This window comes from Kitasatospora hibisci, assembly GCF_043950205.1.
Lineage (GTDB): Bacteria > Actinomycetota > Actinomycetes > Streptomycetales > Streptomycetaceae > Kitasatospora > Kitasatospora hibisci.
The window spans coordinates 3,508,473-3,530,469 of record NZ_CP171642.1 but is presented as its reverse complement, the minus strand read 5'-3'; the positions used below and the strand labels follow the sequence as shown (position 1 = coordinate 3,530,469).

Sequence of the window (21,997 nt, the reverse complement as noted above, 5' to 3'; positions counted from 1 at the left end):
GCCCGACCATGACCGGACCCGCACGCCCGTGCAGTGATCCACTCGCGACCGGATACCCTGCCTGTATGGCCAGCGGCGGCACTCAGGGACCAGGCCGCTAGATCGACCAGGGACAGAGGAGTGGTCTTCGTGACCGTCGTGGGACCCTTTGGGCTCAGCGTGCAGGACCGCGATCTGACCCGCGACGTCCAGTACGGGATGGACGCGGTGGAGAACGCGCTCACCGAGGCCGTGAAGAGCGACGTCCCGTTCATCACCCTCACCGCCAGCCACCTGATGGAGGCCGGCGGCAAGCGCTTCCGCCCGCTGCTGGTGCTGCTCTCCGCCCAGTTCGGCGACGCCAACGCCCCGGGCGTGGTCCCGGCCGCGGTGGTGGTCGAGCTGACCCACCTGGCGACCCTCTACCACGACGACGTCATGGACGAGGCCCCGGTGCGCCGGGGCGCCCCCAGTGCCAACTCGCGCTGGGACAACTCGGTCGCCATCCTCACCGGCGACTTCCTCTTCTCCCGCGCCTCCCAGGTGCTCGCCGACCTCGGCCCCGACGCCGTCCGGCTCCAGGCCGACGCCTTCGAGCGGCTGGTCACCGGCCAGATCCTGGAGACCGCCGGCCCCGGCCCGGACGACGACCCGCTGAGCCACTACCTCGACGTGCTGGCCGGCAAGACCGGCTCCCTGATCGCCGTTTCCTGCCGGATAGGAGCACTCCTGGCCGGCGCCGAGCCGTGGGTGGTTGACATCCTCAGCGCCTACGGCGAGCGGATCGGCATCGCCTTCCAGCTGGCCGACGACGTGCTCGACATCGCCAGCGACGGTCACGAGTCCGGCAAGACTCCGGGTACCGACCTGCGCGAGGGCATCCCGACCCTGCCCACCCTGCTGCTCCAGCAGTTGCCGGTGGACGAGTCGGACCCGGCCGACCTGCGGCTGCGCGAGCTGGTCGCCGGCTCCCTCGACGACGACGAGCTGCACGCGGAGGCGCTGCGGCTGCTGCGCCGCCACCCCGCGCTGGAGCTCGCCCGCCGGGAGACTCTGCGGCACGCCGAGGAGGCCCGCGCGCTGCTCGCCCCGCTGCCCGAGGGCCCGGCCAAGGAGGCGCTCCAGGGCCTCTGCGACGCGGTGGCCATCCGCACGATGTGACCGACCCGGGGGAGCGGCCCGACGCAGTGGGCCGGCCCCGCACCGGTCCGGGTCGCATTCCGGCCCGAGCACCCGTCCTCTCGCGCCCCGTCCCAGCCTCTGGCCCCGGCCCCGTACCCGGTGCCCGGTGCGGTTGCGGGCCGTCCGGCGCCCGGGCCGCCGGTGTGATTTGTCGCCCCGGCGTTGTCGCGAGTAGGGAAGACTGGCTCCGTCAGTCCAGCCCCCAGCCGTGCCAACCCGGAAGGCCACCATGCTTCGCGTCGTCATCGCCGAGGACTCCGTACTGCTCCGGGAGGGCCTGACCCGGCTGCTCACCGACCGGGGCCTGGAGGTCGTCGCGAGCGTCGGCGACGGCGAGGCCCTGCTCAAGGCCGTCCACGACCTGGCCGTGGCCGGCACGCTGCCGGACGTCGTGGTCGCCGACGTCCGGATGCCCCCGACCCACACCGACGAGGGCGTGCGCGCCTGCGTCACCCTGCGCGGCCTCTACCCGGAGCTGGGCGTGCTGGTGTTGTCGCAGTACGTGGAGGAGCGGTACGCCTCCGAGCTGCTGGCCGGCTCCACCCGGGGCGTGGGGTACCTGCTGAAGGACCGCGTCGCCGAGGTGCGCGAGTTCGTCGATGCGGTGGTCCGGGTCGCCGAGGGCGGAACCGCGCTGGACCCGGAGGTCGTCCAGCAGCTGCTCAGCCGCAGCCGCAAGGGCGACGTGCTGTCCGGGCTGACCCCGCGCGAGCGCGAGGTGCTGGGGCTGATGGCCGAAGGACGGACCAACGCCGCGGTGGCCAAGCAGCTGGTGGTCTCGGACGGCGCGGTGGAGAAGCACGTCAGCAACATCTTCCTCAAGCTGGGCCTGGCCCAGAGCCCGGAGGACCACCGCCGGGTGCTGGCCGTACTCACCTACCTGGACTCCTGACCGTCCCCCCGGACGGGCACCCGTCCCCGCCCGGGCGGCAGCCCGGGCGCCGGCCCGAGCGGCCGCCGGTTCACCCACCCGCACGCCCGTCCGCGACCCGCCGGGCGGCACACCCGCAGCCCCGTCGCCCGGGAGGCCGCCGAATTCGGTGCGCACCCGAACAAGCGTTCGCGGGTGCGGTATGGGACCGCATGCCGCGGGCGTTGTACCTGGACGGAGCGGCAGCGACACCGGCAGCTTCCTGCCGCATCGGGCAGTTCCGTCCCAGGCAATCCTCACCCGCATAGGATGCGAGAGGTGCACCAGGCGGACGGGGCACACGGCTCACGCCCGCGGCTGGTGCCCACGAGGAGGTCCGCGGCAGTGACCAGTCAGGTCGATCAGTCAGAAGCAGTGGACGGCTCGGGCGGCGACGAGGGCCGCCCCGGGCCCGGTGGCGGCCGATCCGGCCCCGCCGTGCCGGGCAGTCCGCAGCCCAGGCGCGCCAAGCCGATCCGCAGACTCGACCGGGTGATCATCCGGTTCGCCGGGGACTCCGGCGACGGCATGCAGCTCACCGGCGATCGCTTCACCTCGGAGACGGCGTCCTTCGGCAACGACCTCTCCACCCTGCCCAACTTCCCGGCCGAGATCCGGGCCCCCGCCGGCACGCTGCCGGGTGTCTCGTCCTTCCAGCTGCACTTCGCGGACCACGACATCCTGACCCCGGGGGACGCGCCCAACGTCCTGGTGGCGATGAACCCGGCCGCCCTCAAGGCCAACCTGCCGGACCTGCCGCGCGGAGCCGAGATCATCGTCAACACCGACGAGTTCACCAAGCGCGCGCTGTCCAAGGTCGGCTACCCGGCGGACCCGCTGGCCGACGGCTCGCTGGAGGCGTACCACCTGCACAAGGTGCCGCTGACCACGCTGACGCTGGAGGCGCTCAAGGACAGCGGGCTCGCACGCAAGGACGCCGAGCGGGCGAAGAACATGTTCGCGCTGGGCCTGCTCTCCTGGATGTACCACCGGCCGACCCACGGCACCGAGTCCTTCCTGCGCAGCAAGTTCGCCAAGAAGCCGCAGATCGCCGAGGCCAACATCAGCGCCTTCCGGGCGGGCTGGAACTTCGGCGAGACCACCGAGTCCTTCGCGGTCTCCTACGAGGTGCCCCCGGCCAAGCTCCCGGCCGGCCGCTACCGCAACATCTCCGGCAACCTGGCCCTCTCCTACGGCCTCATCGCCGCCGCGCAGCGCGCCGGGCTGCCCCTCTACCTGGGCTCCTACCCGATCACCCCGGCTTCGGACATCCTGCACGAGCTCAGCCGGCACAAGAACTTCGGCGTCCGCACCTTCCAGGCCGAGGACGAGATCGCCGGCATCGGGGCGGCGCTCGGCGCAGCCTTCGGCGGCGCGCTCGGCGTGACCACCACCTCCGGCCCGGGCGTGGCGCTCAAGAGCGAGACCATCGGTCTGGCCGTCTCGCTCGAACTGCCGCTGTTGGTGGTCGACATCCAGCGCGGCGGCCCGTCCACCGGACTGCCGACCAAGACCGAGCAGGCCGACCTGCTACAGGCGATGTTCGGCCGCAACGGCGAGGCGCCGGTGCCGATCGTCGCCCCGGCCACCCCGGCCGAGTGCTTCGACGCGGCGCTTGAGGCGGCCCGGATCGCGGTCACCTACCGCACCCCGGTCTTCCTGCTCTCGGACGGCTACCTGGCCAACGGCTCCGAGCCCTGGCGGATCCCGGAGGTCGAGGAACTGCCCGAGATCACCCCGGACTTCGCGACCGGCCCGAACCGCGAGGACGGCTCGTTCTGGCCCTACCTGCGCGATCCGCAGACCCTGGCCCGCCCCTGGGCGGTGCCCGGCACACCCGGCCTGGAACACCGGATCGGCGGCATCGAGAAGCAGGACGGCACCGGCAACATCTCCTACGACCCGGCCAACCACGACTTCATGGTCCGCACCCGGCAGGCCAAGGTCGACGGCATCGCCGTCCGGCCGCTGGAGGTCGACGACCCGGACGGCGGGGCGCGGGTGCTGGTCCTCGGCTGGGGTTCGACGTACGGCCCGATCACCGCGGCCGTGCGGCGGGTCCGGGCGGACGGCGGCCGCATCGCCCAGGCCCACCTGCGAAACCTCAACCCCTTCCCGGCCAATCTCGGCACGGTGCTGAGGAGTTACGAGAAGGTCATCGTCCCCGAGATGAACCTCGGGCAGCTGGCGCTGCTGCTGCGGGCCAAGTACCTGGTGGATGCGCAGTCCTACAACCAGGTGCGCGGGCTTCCCTTCAAGGCGGCGCAGTTGGCCGACGTGCTGTGGGCGGCGATCGGGTCGGAAGGCGGTTCGCCCGCCCGTCCGCCGGCCGGTTCACCCGAAGGTCCGCCGGCCGGTGCGAGCGTCGACACGACCACCGGTGCGACCGCCGGTTCGCCGAGCGAGGAGGACAACCGATGAGCGAGCAGCAGTTCCCCTCGCTGAAGCTGGTGCCGAAGGCCGAAGCGCCGCAGAGCACCAAGGACTTCAAGACCGACCAGGAGGTGCGCTGGTGCCCGGGCTGCGGTGACTACGCGATTCTGGCGGCTGTGCAGGCGTTCATGCCGGAGCTGGAGATCAAGCGGGAGAACACCGTCTTCGTCTCCGGGATCGGCTGCTCGTCGCGGTTCCCGTACTACATGAACACCTACGGGGTGCACTCGATCCACGGGCGCGCGCCGGCCATCGCGACCGGTCTGGCCTCCTCGCGGCAGGACCTCAGCGTCTGGGTGGTGACGGGCGACGGCGACGCGCTGTCCATCGGCGGAAACCACCTGATCCACGCTCTGCGCCGCAATGTGAACCTGAAGATCCTGTTGTTCAACAACCGCATCTACGGACTTACCAAGGGCCAGTACTCGCCGACCAGCGAGCTCGGCAAGATCACCAAGTCCACGCCGATGGGTTCGCTGGACGCCCCGTTCAACCCGCTGTCGCTGGCGATCGGCGCCGAGGCCACCTTCGTCGCCCGGACGATCGACTCCGACCGCCAGCACCTGCAGTCCGTGCTGCGGGCGGCGGCGGAGCACAGGGGAACGGCGCTGGTGGAGATCTACCAGAACTGCAACATCTTCAATGACGGCGCCTTCGAGATCCTGAAGGAACCGGGCACCCGGGACGAGGCGTTGATCCGGCTGGAACACGGGCAGCCGATCCGCTTCGGCGCGGACCACGGCCAGGGCGTCTTCCGGGCCGCGGACGGCGAACTGTTCGTGGCCGCGGTCACGGCGGAGAACGAGTCGGCCGTAGTGGTCCACGACGCCCACGCGGCCGGCCCGGCGGCGGCGTTCGCGCTCTCCCGGATCGCGGACGCGGACACCCTGCACCACACGCCGATCGGCGTGCTGCGCAGCGTCGAGCGGCCGGTGTACGACGAGCTGATGGCCGAACAGCTGGCCGCGTCGGAGGCCCGGCGCGGCCCGGGCGACCTCGCGTCGCTGCTGTCGGGGAGCGACACCTGGACGGTCGGCTGACCTTGCGGCGGTACAACGGAGCGGCGCCCCCGGCCTGGCCGGCGGCGCCGCTCCGTTGTGCGCTGTTCCCGCTGCGCGGCCCGTCCGCGCTGTTCCCGCTGCGCGCCGCTCGCTCTGCGCCGCCGCGCGGTGTCGTTACTGCTGCGGCTGCGCCCACTCGACGAGCTGGACGATCACGCCGTTCGGGTCGGTGACCTGGAACAGCTTCTCGCCCCAGGGCTCCTCGCGCAGCGGCATGGTGATCTCGACGCCCTCCGCCCGCAGCCTGGCCTCCTCGCCGACCAGGTCGGTGACGACGAAGGCCAGGATGAGCCCGGCGGCGTGCTGGTCGCGGAACCCCTCGGGCAGGACGTCGTTGCCGCGCTTCAGGTAGACGACGTTCAGCCCGGCGTCCTCACGGCCGAGTGAGGCGAAGCCGTCGGCCGCCATCTGCTCGGCGAACCCGAAGTGCTGCTCGAGGAAGGCGGCGGAGGCGGCGACGTCCTCGACGGTGAGCGATACGGCGGAACCGGTGATCTGCATGCGTGCGTGCCCTCTCGTCGACAATATCCCGTACGCAGTACAATGTACAACGTACGGAGAATTTGCCAAGGGGGAGTCCTGTGAAATGCCGGACGCCTCTCGTCGAGGCGGTCGACGACCGGGTGCGGACACCCCCGGTGGCTCCTTCCGTCCGGCCTCCGGTTGCCTCCGGTTGCCTCCGGTTGCCTCCGGTTGACGCCCTTGCCGGCGGCGTGGGGCGAGCCCGGCGCCCGGCGCCCGTGACCTTCGCGACCTCGGTGGCCACCGGGGCGGTCGTCGGCGAGCCGTCCCGGCGCGGATCAGTCCAGGCCGGGCAGCGCGTCCTGGTCGACCTCGTGCCGCGGGACGCGCTCGGCCGGGTCGCGGCACTCGGGTCCGAGCCGGAGCATGCGCGACTCCGGGTCGTGCAGCGGGCGGTGGCAGCGGCGGCAGGTGACGCGCGGGCGCAGCGGCTGCACGGTCGAGGTGCCCGGGAGTGGTTCGGGCCGGGCGTTCGGGGTGGTGTCGGGGGCGGCGTCGGTCATGGGCAGACGGTAGCCCGGTCGAGCGGGGCGCGGGCGTGAAAGGATCCGGCCATGGCAAGCGATCGCAGCAGCGCGGGGGATCCCGCCCGGACGCTGGCCCTGCTCTGGGGGCTCTCGGCGGAGGAGAAGCCGGGCCGTCGCGGCCCGCGACAGGCGAAGTCGCCGGCGGAGATCGCCGCCGCGGCGATCGCGCTGGCGGACGCCGAGGGCGTGGACGCCGTGACCATGCGCCGGGTCGCCCAGGAGCTCGGGGTCTCGGCGATGGCGCTCTACACCTACGTGCCGGGCAAGGCCGAGCTGCTGGACCTGATGCTGGACACCGTGTACGCGACCATGCGGCGCGCCGCCCCCGCCGGCGACGGCTGGCGCGACCGGGTGGCCGCGGTGGCGGACGACAACCGCGCCCTGCACCGGGCCCACCCCTGGGTCGCCCGGATCGCCACCAGCCGCCCGCCGCTCGGACCGGGCCTGATGGCCAAGTACGAGTACGAGCTGCGCGCCCTGGAGGGCACCGGCCTGCCGGACGTCGAGCTGGACGCCGCCCTCACCCACCTGCTCGGCTTCGTGCAGACCTGCGCCCGGATGGCCGCCGACGAGCGCGGCGCCGAGCAGGACAGCCGGATGAGCGACGAACAGTGGTGGTCCGCCAACGCCGAGCTGCTCGCCCGCGTCCTGGACCCGGAGCGCTACCCGGTCGCCGCGCGCGTGGGTGCCGCTGCCGGGGAGGCCCACGGCGGCGCGTACAGCCCGGACCACGCGTACGCCTTCGGCCTGGCCCGGCTCCTGGACGGCCTGGCGGCGCTGATCGAGACGCACCGGAAGCCGTAGCCGGGGCGCCCCGCCGGGACGCCGTAAGCCGGGACGCCGTGGGTCGGCCGCCGGCCGGCGGTGGAACCGCCGATCGGCCCGCATGCCCTTCCCCGGCCCGTCCCCCCGAGTCGGCGTGCCCTCCGGGTCGGCGTACCCCGGAGCCGGCGCCGACTCTCGGGGTGGTGCCCGGGACCCCCGTGCCCGGGCACCACCGAGGAGCGCGGCTCCCGGGTGACCCCGCAGGTCAGCCTATGAGCGGGCAGGGCGCTCAGGTGTTCGATGCGTGCAGGATTCCTGAGCGGTCCGCGCAGCCCGCAGCCCGCAGCCCGCGCCCGGCACCCGTGGCCTCGGGTCGTAGCGTGCAGCCGCCGGGCGCGGCCCGCAACCGGGTGCCCACAACCGCGCGCCCACCCGCGCCGCGGACCGGGTCCTCCGCGAGCTCCCCGTCAGCGCGGGCGGGCGTCGTACTCGGCGCGGGCCGAGAGGACGGCGGGGACGCGCTCCTCGGACCAGTGGGCCAGGGCCGCGACCAGCCGGGCGGCCTCCCGGCCCAGCGGGGTCAGGCTGTAGTCCACCCGGGGCGGGATGACCGGGTGGGCCTCGCGCAGGACGAAGCCGTCGCGCTCCAGGGTCTGCAGGGTCTGGGCCAGCATCTTCTCGCTCACCCCCGAGACCTTCCGCCGCAGCTCGCTGAAGCGGTAGCCGCGCTCGTCGAGCGCCCCGAGGACGAGCACGCCCCAGCGACTGGTGACGTGCTCCAGCACCCCGCGCGAGGGGCACATGCGGTCGAAGACGTCCGGCGCGGGCAGTCGGCGGTCACGGTCGACCTGAGTCATTACCTCCATGTCAGTACCCTACTTTGAAGTGCGTACTTTCTGGAAGTAAGTGCAGTCCCTAGGGTTAGTTGCGAGGTCAACGAGACAGCGAGTCGTCGCATCACCCGAACGAGGGAGTCGCATCATGTACGTCGTCACCGGAGCCACCGGGCAGCTCGGCCGCCTGGTCGTCGAGGGCCTGCTGGCCAGGGTGCCCGCGAGCGAGGTGGCCGTGGCCGTCCGCTCCGCCGGGAAGGCCGCCGACCTCGCCGCGCGCGGTGTGACCGTCCGGGAGGTCGACTACGGCCGCCCGGAGAGCCTGGCCGGCGCCTTCGAGGCCGGCGACCGGGTGCTGCTGATCTCCGGCAGCGAGGTCGGCCGCCGTATCCCGCAGCACACCGCGGTGGTCGACGCGGCGCGCGCGGCCGGGGTCGCGCTGCTCGCCTACACCAGTGCGCCGGGCGCGGCCACCTTCCGGCTGGCCGACGAGCACCGGGCGACCGAGGCGGTGATCCGGGAGTCCGGTCTGCCCTACTCCTTCCTCCGCAACGGCTGGTACACCGAGAACTACCTGGGCGACGCCGCCGGGACGGTGGCCCGGGGCATCGTGATCGGCAGCGCAGGCGAGGGTCGGATCGCCAGTGCCCCGCGCAGGGACTACGCCGACGCGGCCGTGGCGGTGCTGGTCGGCGCGGGCGACGGGAGCGGCCATGCGGACACCGTCTACGAGCTGAGCGGCGACGTCGCCTGGAGCCTGCCGGAGCTGGCCGCCGAGTTGGCGAACGCCTCGGGCCGGCCGGTCGGGCACCGCGACGTGACCCCGGCCGAGCATCGCGAGGTGCTGGTCGGCGCGGGCCTGCCGGAGGGCTTCGCCGAGGTCCTGGTCGACGTGGACGCCGGCATCGCCCGCGGTGAGCTGGCCGGAACCCCCGGCGACCTGGCCCGCCTGATCGGGCGCCCGACGGTCCCGCTGGCGGAGAGCGTGCGCGTCGCACTGAAGGGCTGAGGCGGCCACCGGCCACGCCCTGTCATGACCAAAAACGGAATACGGAGATGACAGCCCGCCCCCGCGCCCGCTACCGTCGGCTCGACACAGGCGCGCGCGGAGGGCAGGCGGTCAATGCCGGAGACAGGGCAGCAGGAGGCCGGAAGAGGACTCTGGTACGGCTTCGCCGCGTACGGCATGTGGGGGCTCTTCCCCCTGTTCTGGCCGCTGCTGGAGCCGGGCGCCGCGGACGACATCCTGGCCAACCGGATGGTCTGGTCCCTGGTAGCGGTCGCACTGCTGCTGGTCGCCCAGAGGCACTGGGGCTGGATACGCCCGCTGCTGCGCCAGCCGCGCCGGCTCGCCATGCTGGGCGCGGCCGCCGCGGTGATCTCGGTCAACTGGGGCGTCTACATCTGGGGCGTCAACGCCGGGCACGTGGTCGAGACCAGCCTCGGCTACTTCATCAACCCGCTGGTGACCATCGCCTTCGGCGTCCTGGTGCTCAAGGAGCGGCTGCGGGCGGCGCAGTGGGCCGCCGTCGGGATCGGGGCCCTCGCCGTCGCGGTACTGACGATCGGGTACGGGCGGCTGCCCTGGATCGCGCTGACCCTGGCACTCAGCTTCGCGACCTACGGCCTGCTGAAGAAGAAGGTGGGGCTGAGCGGCCTGGAGAGCCTGGCGGCCGAGAGCGCCTTCATGTTCCCGTTCGCCCTCGGCTACCTCGTCCACCTGGAGCTCAGCGGGAAGGGCACCTTCGGGCACACCGTGGCCGGCGAGTACGGCTGGGGGCACTCGGGGCTGCTGGTGCTCAGCGGGGTGATCACCGCGATCCCGCTGCTCTGCTTCGGTGCGGCCGCCGTCCGGGTGCCGCTCACCATGCTCGGGCTGCTGCAGTACCTGGCGCCGGTGTTCCAGTTCCTGATCGGCATCGCGGTGTTCCACGAGTCGATGCCGCCCGCCCGCTGGGCCGGGTTCGCCCTGGTCTGGGCCGCGCTCGCGGTGCTCACCTGGGACGCGCTGCGCCGGGTGCGGGCCGACCGGCTGGAGCGCGCGGCCGTCGTGGCCCGGCTGGAGTCCGCCACCGCGGCCGGTGCGGCCCGGCGCGACGCCGTCCCGGGCGAGGTCTCCCCGGTGGGCGAGGACTCCCCGGCGGGTGGAACGCCGGCCGATGGGACCCCGACCGACACCGTGCCGGCCCCCGCCCGCTGAGGGACCGCCGCCCGCCGAGGGGCCCCCGCCGCCCCGCCGGGGCAGGCCGGTGGCCGGGGCGGACGGCCGCGCGCCGATCCCACCGCCCCGCTACGCCGTGATGTCCCGGCTGGTGAACCGTGCCCAGGCGGCCGATCCGAACACCGCGACGTACGCCGCCTGCAGTCCGAGGTTCTTCAGCACGCCGTCCCAGTACATCGGCTCCCGCAGCAGGTCCCCGAAGCTCAGCCAGTGGTGGGTGAACAGGAACGGCTGGATCGCGTGCAGTTGCGGGAAGCTGTCCAGGATCTGCACGGTGATCATCAGACCGACGGTGGCGGCCATCGCCGCGATGCCGCTGCCGGTGAGCGTCGAGACGAAGAGCCCGATCGAGACCAGCCCGGCCAGCGAGGCGGCCACCACCAAGGCCACCAGCACGGCCCGCAGCAGCGCCGAGCCGAGCCCGATGGTCTCGCCCGAGATCAGCGTGACGTCGCCGAGCGGGAACAGCGCCGCGCCGGTGGCCAGGGCCGCCAGGGCGACGGTCAGGGTGGCCGCCAGGCAGAACGCCAGTCCGGCGGTGAACTTGGCGGCGAGCAGCCTGGTCCGCCCGGCCGGGGCCACCAACAGGTAGCGCAGCGTGCCGCTCGCGGACTCGCCCGCCACCGCGTCGCCGGCGACCACGCCGACCGTCATCGGCAGGAAGACCGGCAATGCCACCGCGAGTGCGGTGAAGACCAGGAAGAGACCGTTCTGGGTCACCTGCGCGATGAAGGCCGGGCCGTCTCCGCCGCGCGGGCCGTCCGTCTCGATCCGGACCACCACGCCGATCAGGACCGGCAGCACGGCCAGGATGCCCAGCAGCACCATGGTCCGCACCCGGCGGAAGGTCAGCAGCAGCTCGTTGCGGAACAGCGCCAGGAACCCGGCCGCCGTCTGCGGCCGCCGCCCGGCGGCGGGGGTCTCCCTCAGACCGGACCGTGCCGTCGCGGCCCCCGGCAGCTTGGCCTGCGAAACCTCGGCCCCCGACAGCTCGGTCCCCGACAGCTCAGCCCGCGACATCGAAGCCCTCCCCGGTCAGCGCCACGAAGGCGTCCTCCAACGTGCCCCGCTCCACACCGAAGCCGCGCACCCGTACCCCGGCCTCGACCAGCGCCGCGCAGATCGCCGGCAGCACGTCGTCGGCCGGCGCGTCCAGCTCGCCGTCCACCCGGCCCTCGGCGGAGCGCAGGTCGGCGACCTGCCGGGCCGCCAGCACCTCGGCGGCCCGCGCCACGTCCGGGGTGCGGACCACCAGCCGGCCCTGGGCCCGGGCGGCCAGCTCGGCGACCGTCCCCTGCACCAGCAGCCGGCCGCGCGACATCACCGCGGCGTGGGTGCAGACCTGCTCGATCTCGTCCAGCAGGTGGGAGGAGAGGAAGACGGTCGTCCCCTCGGCGGCGACCTCGCGCACCAGCCCCCGGATCTCCCGCATGCCCTGCGGGTCGAGCCCGTTGGTCGGCTCGTCCAGCACCAGCAGCTCGCGGGGCTGGAGCAGCGCCGAGGCCAGCCCGAGCCGCTGTTTCATGCCCAGGGAGTACGCCCGTGCCTTCTTGCCGGCCGCGGCGGTGAGCCCGACCCGGTCCAGCGCCTCGGCGACGCGCCGCTGCCGGGTGCGCGGGTCGGCGGTCGGGTCGGCCGCGTCGAACCGGGCCAGGTTGTCCCGGCCGGAGAGGAAGCCGTAGAGGGCAGGGCCCTCGATCAGAGCGCCGACCCGGGGCAGGACCGAGCCGACCGACTGCGGCATCGACTCGCCGAGCACGGTGGCCACGCCGGAGCTGGGCGCGATCAGGCCCATCAGCATCCGGATGGTGGTGGTCTTGCCGGAGCCGTTCGGGCCGAGGAAGCCGAAGACCGAGCCGCGCGGCACGGTCAGGTCCAGCCCGTCCACGGCGAGCTGGCCGCCGCGGAAGCGCTTGGTCAGCCCCCGGGTTCTGATCACATCGTCGGACGGAGCCGGGGACGGGGTGCGGGAGAGAACGGTCACGGGGGCCGGGCGCACATCGGCGCCCCGGCCCCCGGCCGGCTCCGTAACGTCCCCCGTTACAGGAGCCTCGGTCACTTACTTCACCCCGGCCGCACTCTGCAGCACCGGCAGCGTCACCGCGCCCGCGAAGACCCGGCCGTCGTCGGTGACCAGCACGTTCAGCACCTTGGTGCTGATCAGCGAGCCGCCCTTGACCGGCTTGCCGAGCGACTTCGCCAGCGCCAGCGGACTCTGCGGCGCGGACTTGCCGGAGTCGCCGTGCCGGCCCCCGGCCGGCGCCGCGACCTCGCCGGTCGGCAGCTTGGCGCTGAGTACCGCCGTCCAGCCCTCGCCGACCACGTTCAGCCCCTCGGCCGCCTCGCGCACCTCCTGCTCGGACGAGGCCTTCGGTTCGTTGCCGGCCTCGTGCTCCGTCACCTTGGCACCCTTGGGCACGGCGAAGTCGAAGGTCTTGGCGGACGGCCGGGCGAACGACACCTCGGTGAAGTGGAGGTCGAACACCTTGCCGCCGTCGGTGTCCCTGACCAGGACCGCGAGCGGCACGCCGTTCTCGGCGGCCACCGCGATCCGGACCTCGCCGATGGTCGAACCGGACCGGGTGGGCTTCACGCTGAGCTGGTACGCCTTCTGCCCGGCGACGGTGGTGGTGCCGTCGACGGTCACGGCCGTGGTGCCCGCGCTCGCGGTGAGGAACCGGCGGGCCGCCTCCTGCGGGGTGGCCGGTACCCCGGTCAGCGGCGCCTTGCGGTCCGCGCCGCCGTGGGCGTCCTGGCCGGCCCCCTGCGGGGCGGTCAGGTGAACCGCCTCGTTGGTGCTGCTGTCCCAGGCCCAGACCTGGTCGCCGTTGTGGATCAGCTCGTACCCGGCCAGCGTCTCGACCAGGCCGACCCGCTGGCGGTCCGGGCCGTCCACCGCGACCCGCAGGGTGTGCTCGCCGCCGAGCAGCGCGGTCAGCTTGGCCTCCGGTGCGGCCGCCGACGACCCGGTGCCGCCGGTGCCGCCGGTGCCGCGCGAGCCGACGCCGACGCCGGCCGTCAGCAGCTGGCTCGGCACGCCGAGGTCGGCGGAGACCGCGACGGTGCCGGAGAGCGTCTGCGTCTGAGAGCCGAGTGCCTTCGCCACCAGCTGCTCCGCCGTCAGCGCCGGCAGGTCCGGCGGGGAGTCGGCCGCGAGGGCCGGGACCAGGCCGACCCCGGCCGCGATCACCGCCGCCACCGCCACCGGGACCGCCACCCGTACCGCGGTGCGCCGTCCGGCGCGGTACGGGGCACCCCCGTCGTCCTGATGCCGCTCAGCCGGCCTTTCGTCCGTCATGGCGTCCAACCCCTCCGTAACCGTGACCGAGTTCGTCTCTGGTCTCCATTACAAGTCCGCGGCGCGCCGGAGTCATCGCCCTGCAGGGCCAGATCGGGGTCGACCTCGCGGCGCAGCCGACCCTGATACGTCCTCAGGGTCGGCTACTCCGGACGTACGAGGACTGGCGTAGGGTCGCGCCATGGACGGAACCATCTCCCCGACGTCGAATGCGATGCGGCGGGCCCTGCGCCGCGCCCGGGACGGTGTCGCGCTGGACACGGCCGAGGCGGCGGTGCTGCTCCAGGCCAGGGGCGACGACTTGGCGGACCTCTGCACGAGCGCCGCCCGGGTGCGCGACGCGGGCCTCGCCGCGGCCGGGCGTCCCGGCGTCATCACCTACTCCAGGAGCGTGTTCATCCCGCTCACCCGGCTCTGCCGGGACAAGTGCCACTACTGCACCTTCGCCACCGTCCCCGGCAAGCTGCGCCGGGCCGGGCACGGGATGTTCATGTCCCCGGACGAGGTGCTGGAGGTGGCCCGGCGGGGCGCCGAACTGGGCTGCAAGGAGGCCCTGATCACGCTCGGGGACAAGCCCGAGGACCGCTGGCCGGAAGCCCGCGAGTGGCTGGACGCCCACGGGTACGACGACACCGTCGCCTACGTCCGGGCGATGTCGATCCGCATCCTGGAGGAGACCGGCCTGCTGCCGCACCTCAACCCCGGGGTGCTGGGCTGGACGGACTTCCAGCGGCTCAAGCCGGTGTCGGCCTCGATGGGCATGATGCTGGAGACCACCGCGACGCGGCTGTGGAGCGAGCCCGGCGGCCCGCACCACGGCTCGCCGGACAAGGAGCCGGCCGTCCGGCTGCGGGTGCTGGAGGATGCCGGGCGCAGCTCCGTCCCCTTCACCAGCGGGCTGCTGATCGGCATCGGCGAGACCTACCAGGAGCGCGCCGAGTCGCTGTTCGCGCTGCGCCGGGTCGCCCGCGCCTACCACGGCATCCAGGAGCTGATCCTGCAGAACTTCCGCGCCAAGCCGGACACGGCGATGCGCGGCATGCCCGACGCCGAGCTGGACGAGCTGGTCGCCACGGTGGCCGTGGCCCGCCACATCATGGGCCCGTCGGCCTGTCTGCAGGCCCCGCCGAACCTGGTGGACGGCGAGTACGCGAGGCTGATCGGGGCCGGGATCGACGACTGGGGCGGGGTCTCGCCGCTGACGCCCGACCACGTGAACCCCGAGCGCCCCTGGCCGCAGATCGACCGGCTGGCCGAGCACTCGGCGGCGGCCGGCTTCGAGCTGCGCGAGCGCCTGGCCGTCTACCCGGAGTACGTCCGCCGCGGCGAGCCGTGGCTGGACCCGCGGGTGCTGCCGCACGTCCGCGCACTGGCCGACCCGGAGACCGGCCTGGCCCGTCCGGACGCGGTGGTCCAGGGCCACCCGTGGCAGGAGCCGGAGGACCTGCCCGCCTCGTACGGGCGGACGGACCTGCACACCGCCATCGACACCGAGGGCCGAACGGGCGACCGGCGCGCCGACTTCGAGGACGTCTACGGCGACTGGGAGGTGCTGCGCGAGCGGGTCCTCGCCGAGGGCGCCCCCGAGCGGCTGGCCGGGGACCTGCGGGCCGCCCTGGCGACGGCCGCCGACGACCCGACCCGGCTGACGGACGACCAGGCGCTGTCGCTGTTCCACGCGGACGGCCCGGCGCTGGACGCGCTCTGCCGGATCGCCGACGACGTCCGCCGCGACGCCGTCGGTGAGGACGTCACCTACTGCGTCACCCGGAACATCAACTTCACAAACGTCTGCTACACCGGCTGCCGCTTCTGCGCCTTCGCGCAGCGCCGCACCGACGCCGACGCCTACACCCTCTCCCTGCAGCAGGTCGCCGACCGGGCCGCGCAGGCGTGGGAGGTCGGCGCCACCGAGGTCTGTATGCAGGGCGGCATCCACCCGGACCTGCCCGGCACCGCCTACTTCGACATCGCGCGGGCGGTGAAGGAGCGGGTGCCGGGCATCCACGTGCACGCCTTCTCGCCGATGGAGGTGGTCAACGGCGCGACCCGGACCGGCCTGTCCGTCCGCGAGTGGCTGCAGCGGGCCAAGGAGGCCGGCCTGGACAGCATCCCGGGCACGGCCGCCGAGATCCTGGACGACGACGTCCGCTGGGTGCTGACCAAGGGCAAGCTGCCGGCCGCGACCTGGGTGGAGGTCGTCACCACCGCGCACGAGCTGGGCGTCCGCTCCTCGTCCACGATGATGTACGGGCACGTCGACACCCCGCGGCACTGGCTGGGCCACCTGCGGCTGCTCGCCGAGATCCAGCAGCGCACCGGCGGCTTCACCGAGTTCGTGACGCTTCCGTTCATCCACACCAACGCGCCGGTCTACCTGGCCGGCATCGCCCGGCCCGGCCCGACCGCCCGGGACAACCGGGCGGTGGTGGCGATGGCGCGGCTGCTGCTCCACCCGCACATCCCCAACATCCAGACCAGCTGGGTGAAGCTGGGTGCCGAGGGTGCGGCCGAGATGCTCCGCTCGGGCGCCAACGACCTGGGCGGCACACTGATGGAGGAGACCATCTCGCGGATGGCCGGTTCGGCGTACGGGAGCTACAAGTCCGTCCGGGAGCTCCGGGCGATCGCGGAGGCGGCGGGTCGCCCGCACCGCCAGCGCACCACCACGTACGGGGAGGTGCCGGCCGAGCGCCGGGCCGCGGCGCTGGCCTCGGACGGGCACCTGCCTGAGCTGCTGCCGGTCCTCGACTGACGCCGCACCGGAAGCGGAGCCGGGCCCGGAAGGCTCGGGTGACGACCGCCGGGCCGGGTGCACGGCCCGGCGGTCGGGCGCGGGTTCGGCCGGTGGCCCGGCCGGCCCTCCAGCCCCGGTCAGCCGCGGTTCAGCCGACGAGAAGCTGGCTGCGCAGGTCGCGCAGGTCCCGCTGGTCCAGGCCGAGGCCGGACTTGAGGTAGGCGTCGAAGGAGCCGAACTTCTGCTGCACCTCGTCGAAGCCCGCGTTCAGGTACTCCGGCCGGACGTCCAGCAGCGGCTTGTAGACGGCCTGGTAGGCCGGCGGCAGCTTGGCCAGGGTGGCGGCGTTCTCGGCGGCCCGGTAGGTGTTGCTGGCCAGGTAGTCGGCCTCGACGGTCCCGCGCGGCACGCCGAGCGCGGTGAGCAGCGCTGCGGCCGCCCAGCCGGTGCGGTCCTTGCCGGCGGTGCAGTGGAAGAGGACGTTCTCGTCGTCGCGCTCCACCAGGGAGTCGAACACCGAGTGGTAGGCCGTCTTCGCGCTGTCGGCGGAGACCATGGTCCGCTCGGCGTCGATCATGGCCTGGACGGCGGCCTGCGGGCTGGTGACGTTGAACGCGCCGGTGTCGGCGACACCGAGCACGTTGGCGTCCACGGCCGTGGCGCCGGCCGGGACGCGGTCCGGGGCGGCCTTCTGTTCGGCGGGGGTGCGCAGGTCGAAGACGGTGCGGATGCCGAGGCGGCGCAGCTTGGCGAGGTCCTGGTCGGTCAGCTTGGAGAGGTCGCCGGAGCGGTAGACGACGCCCGTCCGGACCCACCGGCCGTCGGCGGTGCGGTAGCCGCCCGCATCGCGGAAGTTGGGCGCGGAGGCGAGGTGCAGCGAGCGGTCGGCGACGACCAGCGACTCGCCGCGGTCGGGGACCAGCTCGAAGTACCAGCGGTCGGCGGCGGCCAGGCCGGTGACCGTGACGGTCGCGGTGCCGGCTCCCTCGGCGACGGGCTTGTGGCGGCGGATGTCCTCCGGGTCGGTGCCGGCGTAGACGGTGACGCCGCGGGTACCGGGGGCGGCGGTCCAGGCGAGGGTGAAGCCGCCGTCGGCCTGCTGGGCCACGGTGGCGGCGGTGAACGGGATGGCGTGCGCGGCGTGCCGGGCGGCGGCCCGGGCGGGGGAGCCGGCCGGGGCGGCGACGGCGAGCGCCGGGGTGCCGAGGGCAAGCGTGCCGGTCAGGGCGATCGCGGTGGCCAGGCGGGTGCGGGAGATGGTCATGGCCCGGCACGGTAGGCAGCCCGGGGTGGTGGGCCGTTGCCGCCGCATGACGGTGCAGCAACATTCTGTTGAAGTGCAGGTGTTCCGGTCCGCCCCTCGACTTGTACGGTCATTCGAATACAGTCGGGGGCGCGCGCGACCGGCCCCGTCGCGCGGCCCGCCTCCCGGACGAAAGGCCTCCCGTCGTGATGCCACTCTGGTCACGCGCACAGCAGCAGGACTTCCGCAGCCGGGTGCGGGGCTGTCTGCTGGGCGGCGCGATCGGCGACGCGCTCGGCGCCGGCGTCGAGTTCGAGTCGCTGGAGAAGATCCGTGCGGTGCACGGCCCGCAGGGCGTCACCGGCTACGTCCCCGCGTACGGGCGGCTCGGCGCGGTCACCGACGACACCCAGATGGTGCTGTTCACCCTGGACGGGCTGATCCGGGCCCACATCCGCCGGGACACCGGCAGCTGGCACCCGCCGACCGACCTCCACCTCGCCTACCTGCGCTGGGCCGACACCCAGCGCGACTGGGGCCCGGACGAGCGCCGGGCCGACCTCGGCTGGCTCGGCCGTGAGGAGTGGCTGTACGCCCAGCGCGCACCCGGCCAGGCCTGCCTCTCCGGGCTCTCCGGGCCGGACGCCGGGCGCCTCGGCACGCTGGAGGCGCCCAAGAACCCGCATTCCAAGGGCTGCGGAACGGTGATGCGGGCCGCCCCGTTCGGGCTGCTCACCACCTGGGACCCGGGCCTCGTCTTCCAGCTGGCCGTGGAGTGCTCGGTGCTGACGCACGGCCACCCCACCGGCTACCTCTCGGCGGGCGCGCTCGCGGTGATCGTCCAGACCGCGGCCCGCGGCGGCACCCTGGAGGAGGGGGTCCACCTGGCGCTGGCCCTGCTCTCCGAGCGGCCCGCGCACGAGGAGACCACGACGGCGCTGCGGGCGGCACTGGACGCGGTCCGCGCCGGGGAGCCGTCCGCCGAGCGGGTCGAGGCCCTGGGGGAGGGGTGGGTCGCGGAGGAGGCGCTGGCCATCGGGGTGTACTGCGCGCTGGTCGCCCACGACGTCCGCTCGGGCCTGCTGCTGGCGGTGAACCACTCGGGGGACAGCGACTCCACCGGCGCGATCTGCGGCAACCTCCTCGGCGTCCTGCACGGGGACACCGCGCTGCCGCCCGGCCTGGTGGCCGGTCTGGAGGGGCGCGCGGCACTGCTGGAACTGGCGGACGACTTCGTCCTGGAACTGGTGCACGGGCCGGAGCTGCACGGCCCCGACGCCGCGGCGGGCGCGGCCTGGGCGGCCCGCTACCCGGTCCTGGGCTGAGCCGGACCGTCTGCCGCGGGCGAGCGGGCCCTCGGCCGGCGAGGCCTGCTGCCGGGTGCTGCCGGGTCTGCTGCCGGGCCTGCACCGAGGCGGGTGCTCGCCTGGGCGAGCCCCGAACACAGAGGTGCCCGTAGCGGTGCCGACCGCCGGGAGGGGCGGCGGGCGCCGCTACGGGCACCTGCTCCGAGAACGGTGGATGCGGATCAGAACGCGCCGAACGCCCCTGCTCCGGCGGCCCCGGCGAACGCCTGCCACGCCTCGGCCGAGAAGTGCAGCTGCGGGCCCTGCGGGTCCTTCGAGTCCCGGACCGCCACCGCGCCCTCGACCGGTGTGGCGATCTCCACACACGCGCCGTTGCCGCCGCTGTGGCTGCTCTTCCGCCAGACCGTCCCGCTCTCGAAGGTGGTGCTCATGCGTGGTAGTCCTCCGCAATCTTGGCTATCAGTGACCGACTTTCGGCCACCCCGAGCGCGGCGGCCCGCAGGTGGTCGTAGAGAGAGGTATAGCGGCGCACGTCGGCCTCCTTCTCCAGGTAGAGATCGCTCGTCACCCCTTCGAAGTAGACAACTGTGGAATCGGCTGACTCGGGGAACTCCAGCAGGGAGAATGTCCCGGTCATACCGGGGTGGGCGCCCTGGGAGAACGGGATCACCTGGATGGTGATGTTGGGGCGCTGGCTCAGTTCCAGCATGTGCTTCAGCTGATCGGCCATCACGGCCCGCCCGCCGACCTCCCGGCGCAGCACCGACTCGTCTATGACGGTCCACAGGCTGCCGAGCTGGTTCTCGCCGTTGATGCGGTCCTGGCGCTTCATCCGGACCTGCACCCGGCGCTGGACGGCGAGGGCGTCGGTGTCCGGCTGGGTGCCCTCGACCACGGCCTGGGCGTACTGCTCGGTCTGCAGCAGGCCGGGGACGAACGAGGACTCGTAGGCGCGGATCGAGGAGGCCTCGGCCTCCAGGCCGATGTAGACGCTGTACGGGGTCGGCATGTCGTTGAAGTCGTGCCACCAGCCGCGCTGCCGGGACTCCCGGGCCATCTCCATCAGGCTGGCGCGCATCGCCTCGTCGGTGACGTTGTAGACGTCGCAGAGGTCGCGCACGTCGCGCTGGCTGATGCTGCGGCGGCCGTTCTCCAGGCGGCTGATCTTCGACTGGGAGACCATCAGCCGGCCGGCCACCTCTTCGGCCGTCATGGAGAGGCCCTCGCGCAGCTTGCGGAGCTCGGAGCCCAGACGCCTGCGGCGCACGGTGGGATTGATGTTCGCGGACACGTCGACCTCCGGCCGGACCTCTGGTGATCGTTGGAACGGCAGCCCTCGGAACACTGTGGACATTGGGACCAACCCCCCTGGCTCTGAGCAGCATGACACCTTGGATCAGGTCGGCGCCGGGGAATCGCAGGAGCGCGGTAGGACAGATCGTCGGAAAAGCGCTTCGGCGAGACGGCGGATGCTACCGGGTGGTAAGGCGGCCGACGGCCCGATCCGGTGGTGCTGCGGCGGTTCTCTGGCGGTACAGCGGTGGTGCGGTGACGGTGGTGCGGGATGCGCCCTGCGGGCGCGGATGTGCTGGTGGCACGTGCAGGCGGTGCGTGCCGCCGGTGTGTCGGGGTGTGCCTGCAGGGTGTTTCCGGGACGGGGCCCGGCCGGCTCCGGACCATCGGCCGCGCCGCCCTCGGGGACGGCCGAGGGGCGGTCGCCCGGCGACTTCCGTCGCGGGCGACCGCCCCTCCGTGCTCCTGGTTGCTCACCGCCGGACGATGGCGCCGACGGCGCGGCGCGCGCCCCCTCCCGCCCGCAGGTGCGGTGCGGCGGTGGCGTACGCCCCTGCGGCGCCGGTGACACGCGTGCCGTCCTGCCGTTCCGCCGCGGCGCGTGTGCCCTCGGTGCTGCTCGTCGCGGCGTGGTTTCCGGCGGTTCCCGGTGCTTGCTGCTCGGTGTTTCGGCTTGGTCCTGCGGTGCTGCTGTCCTGCGGTGCTGCGGTGCTGCGGTGCTGCGGTGCTCGGGTGCGTTCGGTGCCGGCGCCCGCCGCCTCAGCGGACTCCCACCCGCGGCGCTCCGACCCGGCCGCCGGCGCCGCTGCGACCAGCCCCGCGCTGGACCGGTCGACCCGAGCCCGCCGGGCCGCCGGCGGCCTGGGAGGAACGGTTCTGCTGCGACGGCAGGCCGTTCTGCACGTCCATCACGGCGTGCGCGACCATCCCGCCCAGCGGGTCGTAGCGGATCAGGTCGCGCAGCCGCGACCGTGAGGACCGTCCCTCGTTGCCCGGGTACAGGTGCTTGCCCAGGCCGACCGAGTGGGCCAGGGCGGCGAGTGCGGCCGTCCGTGGGTCCGGCGGCACGCCGGTGCGGATCGCGGTGTCCAACCGCTGCTTGATCGCGGCGTTGGTGCAGTCGTCCGACGCCTGGTAACGCGTCGTCGGCAGCACCCCGCACATCTGGCCCGGTACGGCGGTGACCATGCCGCACCTCTCCAGGTGCGCCAGGTAGGTCTGCCGCAGCCCCAGTCGGGGCCCGCCGATCCAGTGCGTGGCGCGGACCGGACTGCCGCGTCGGCGCAGCAGCTCCAGTGCGTGGTCCAGGGTCGGGTCGCCGGTCGGCCGTGGCAGCACCACGGCGATCCGGTCGCCCTCCGGGACGATCCGTCCGGCCAGGGACAGCTCGACGAGCTGTGCCCCGGCGAGTCCGAGGTCGAGGGTCTGCGGCTGCGCCGTGGTACCCGTGGTCGGGTCCAGGGCGAGCAGCAAGAGTTCCTCGGGAACAGTTCTGCGGCTCTTGCCCATCCAAGCCTCCCCGCGTGGATGGGAAACAGCGTGACGCCTCTCACACGGGCTTGTCGAGTACGCCTCCGAATCGTGACCTTGCCACCGGGACGCGGAACCGGTGGTCTCGGGGACGGCGTCTGAGCGGTGAACGGGCCGCGGTGCGGCCGTGCGGCGGCAATCGGTGCCGGTCGGGCG

General features: G+C 73.5%; 19 protein-coding genes. 9 read left to right on the top strand and 10 right to left on the bottom strand.

Translation table 11 applies throughout. From position 1 onward, the window contains the following. The first annotated feature begins 129 nt into the window (after window positions 1-129). The 4 genes from ACF9IK_RS14985 (at window position 130) to ACF9IK_RS14970 (ending at window position 5,544) form a co-directional block, all read left to right on the top strand. On the top strand, window positions 130-1,140 hold the full coding sequence (locus ACF9IK_RS14985; protein WP_395294707.1) for a polyprenyl synthetase family protein: 1,011 nt from the start codon (window positions 130-132) through the stop codon (window positions 1,138-1,140). Between the two features lie 250 nt (window positions 1,141-1,390). Beyond that, the gene (locus ACF9IK_RS14980; protein ID WP_395294706.1) at window positions 1,391-2,053 is read left to right on the top strand and encodes a LuxR C-terminal-related transcriptional regulator; all 663 of its coding nucleotides are present in this window, start codon (window positions 1,391-1,393) and stop codon (window positions 2,051-2,053) included. Between the two features lie 363 nt (window positions 2,054-2,416). Further along, window positions 2,417-4,492 carry a 2-oxoacid:acceptor oxidoreductase subunit alpha gene (locus ACF9IK_RS14975; RefSeq protein ID WP_395294705.1) on the top strand — a complete coding sequence of 692 codons (2,076 nt, stop codon included), beginning with the start codon at window positions 2,417-2,419 and terminating at the stop codon, window positions 4,490-4,492. After that, window positions 4,489-5,544, top strand: a complete 1,056-nt coding sequence (locus tag ACF9IK_RS14970) for a 2-oxoacid:ferredoxin oxidoreductase subunit beta (RefSeq protein ID WP_395294704.1) — start codon at window positions 4,489-4,491, stop codon at window positions 5,542-5,544. The genes ACF9IK_RS14975 and ACF9IK_RS14970 overlap by 4 nt, the downstream gene beginning before the upstream one ends. Before the next feature lie 135 nt (window positions 5,545-5,679). Here ACF9IK_RS14970 and ACF9IK_RS14965 read toward each other — a convergent pair whose 3' ends face one another. Together ACF9IK_RS14965 and ACF9IK_RS14960 are read right to left on the bottom strand one after the other, a co-directional pair. Further along, a complete protein-coding gene (locus ACF9IK_RS14965) occupies window positions 5,680-6,066 on the bottom strand; it encodes a VOC family protein (RefSeq protein WP_395294703.1) in 387 nt (128 codons plus the stop codon). Between the two features lie 299 nt (window positions 6,067-6,365). Beyond that, entirely contained in the window at window positions 6,366-6,590 is a 225-nt protein-coding gene (locus tag ACF9IK_RS14960) for a DUF6011 domain-containing protein (RefSeq protein ID WP_395294702.1), read from the bottom strand. A 51-nt stretch (window positions 6,591-6,641) separates the two neighbouring features. On the opposite strand from ACF9IK_RS14960, the gene ACF9IK_RS14955 reads away from it, so the two are divergent. Continuing rightward, window positions 6,642-7,418 carry a TetR/AcrR family transcriptional regulator gene (locus ACF9IK_RS14955; protein WP_395294701.1) on the top strand — a complete coding sequence of 259 codons (777 nt, stop codon included), beginning with the start codon at window positions 6,642-6,644 and terminating at the stop codon, window positions 7,416-7,418. A 428-nt stretch (window positions 7,419-7,846) separates the two neighbouring features. Here ACF9IK_RS14955 and ACF9IK_RS14950 read toward each other — a convergent pair whose 3' ends face one another. Further along, window positions 7,847-8,236: a winged helix-turn-helix transcriptional regulator gene (locus tag ACF9IK_RS14950; RefSeq protein WP_395298582.1), complete on the bottom strand. Its 390-nt coding sequence runs from the start codon at window positions 8,234-8,236 to the stop codon at window positions 7,847-7,849. A 121-nt stretch (window positions 8,237-8,357) separates the two neighbouring features. Between ACF9IK_RS14950 and ACF9IK_RS14945 the strand changes: the two genes are divergently transcribed. Further along, window positions 8,358-9,221: an SDR family oxidoreductase gene (locus ACF9IK_RS14945; RefSeq protein WP_395298581.1), complete on the top strand. Its 864-nt coding sequence runs from the start codon at window positions 8,358-8,360 to the stop codon at window positions 9,219-9,221. Between the two features lie 114 nt (window positions 9,222-9,335). Beyond that, a complete protein-coding gene (gene rarD, locus ACF9IK_RS14940) occupies window positions 9,336-10,412 on the top strand; it encodes an EamA family transporter RarD (RefSeq protein ID WP_395294700.1) in 1,077 nt (358 codons plus the stop codon). Window positions 10,413-10,502: 90 nt separating this feature from the next. Here the strand turns inward: rarD and ACF9IK_RS14935 are convergent, their stop codons facing one another. From ACF9IK_RS14935 to ACF9IK_RS14925, 3 genes are all read right to left on the bottom strand, one after another. Beyond that, on the bottom strand, window positions 10,503-11,453 hold the full coding sequence (locus ACF9IK_RS14935; protein WP_395294699.1) for an ABC transporter permease: 951 nt from the start codon (window positions 11,451-11,453) through the stop codon (window positions 10,503-10,505). Beyond that, complete coding sequence (locus ACF9IK_RS14930; protein WP_395294698.1) at window positions 11,440-12,417, bottom strand: ABC transporter ATP-binding protein; 978 nt, start codon at window positions 12,415-12,417, stop codon at window positions 11,440-11,442. Before ACF9IK_RS14930 ends, ACF9IK_RS14935 begins: the two co-directional genes overlap by 14 nt. Before the next feature lie 75 nt (window positions 12,418-12,492). Then, on the bottom strand, window positions 12,493-13,731 hold the full coding sequence (locus ACF9IK_RS14925) for a LolA family protein (RefSeq protein ID WP_395294697.1): 1,239 nt from the start codon (window positions 13,729-13,731) through the stop codon (window positions 12,493-12,495). A gap of 181 nt (window positions 13,732-13,912) precedes the next feature. On the opposite strand from ACF9IK_RS14925, the gene ACF9IK_RS14920 reads away from it, so the two are divergent. Further along, a complete protein-coding gene (locus ACF9IK_RS14920) occupies window positions 13,913-16,486 on the top strand; it encodes a bifunctional FO biosynthesis protein CofGH (protein WP_395294696.1) in 2,574 nt (857 codons plus the stop codon). A 130-nt stretch (window positions 16,487-16,616) separates the two neighbouring features. Here the strand turns inward: ACF9IK_RS14920 and ACF9IK_RS14915 are convergent, their stop codons facing one another. Continuing rightward, complete coding sequence (locus tag ACF9IK_RS14915; protein WP_395294695.1) at window positions 16,617-17,732, bottom strand: tyrosine-protein phosphatase; 1,116 nt, start codon at window positions 17,730-17,732, stop codon at window positions 16,617-16,619. 188 nt (window positions 17,733-17,920) lie between these two features. Here ACF9IK_RS14915 and ACF9IK_RS14910 point away from each other — a divergent pair, with 188 nt between their 5' ends. Beyond that, the gene (locus tag ACF9IK_RS14910; RefSeq protein ID WP_395294694.1) at window positions 17,921-19,036 is read left to right on the top strand and encodes an ADP-ribosylglycohydrolase family protein; all 1,116 of its coding nucleotides are present in this window, start codon (window positions 17,921-17,923) and stop codon (window positions 19,034-19,036) included. Between the two features lie 203 nt (window positions 19,037-19,239). On the opposite strand, the gene ACF9IK_RS14905 is transcribed toward ACF9IK_RS14910, so the two are convergent. The 3 genes from ACF9IK_RS14905 to ACF9IK_RS14895 all read right to left on the bottom strand — a co-directional run bounded on the left by ACF9IK_RS14905 (window position 19,240) and on the right by ACF9IK_RS14895 (window position 21,820). Then, the gene (locus tag ACF9IK_RS14905) at window positions 19,240-19,449 is read right to left on the bottom strand and encodes a DUF397 domain-containing protein (protein ID WP_395294693.1); all 210 of its coding nucleotides are present in this window, start codon (window positions 19,447-19,449) and stop codon (window positions 19,240-19,242) included. Then, on the bottom strand, window positions 19,446-20,309 hold the full coding sequence (locus ACF9IK_RS14900; protein ID WP_395294692.1) for a helix-turn-helix domain-containing protein: 864 nt from the start codon (window positions 20,307-20,309) through the stop codon (window positions 19,446-19,448). Before ACF9IK_RS14900 ends, ACF9IK_RS14905 begins: the two co-directional genes overlap by 4 nt. Before the next feature lie 761 nt (window positions 20,310-21,070). After that, entirely contained in the window at window positions 21,071-21,820 is a 750-nt protein-coding gene (locus ACF9IK_RS14895) for a GOLPH3/VPS74 family protein (protein WP_395294691.1), read from the bottom strand. Between the last annotated feature and the right edge of the window lie 177 nt (window positions 21,821-21,997).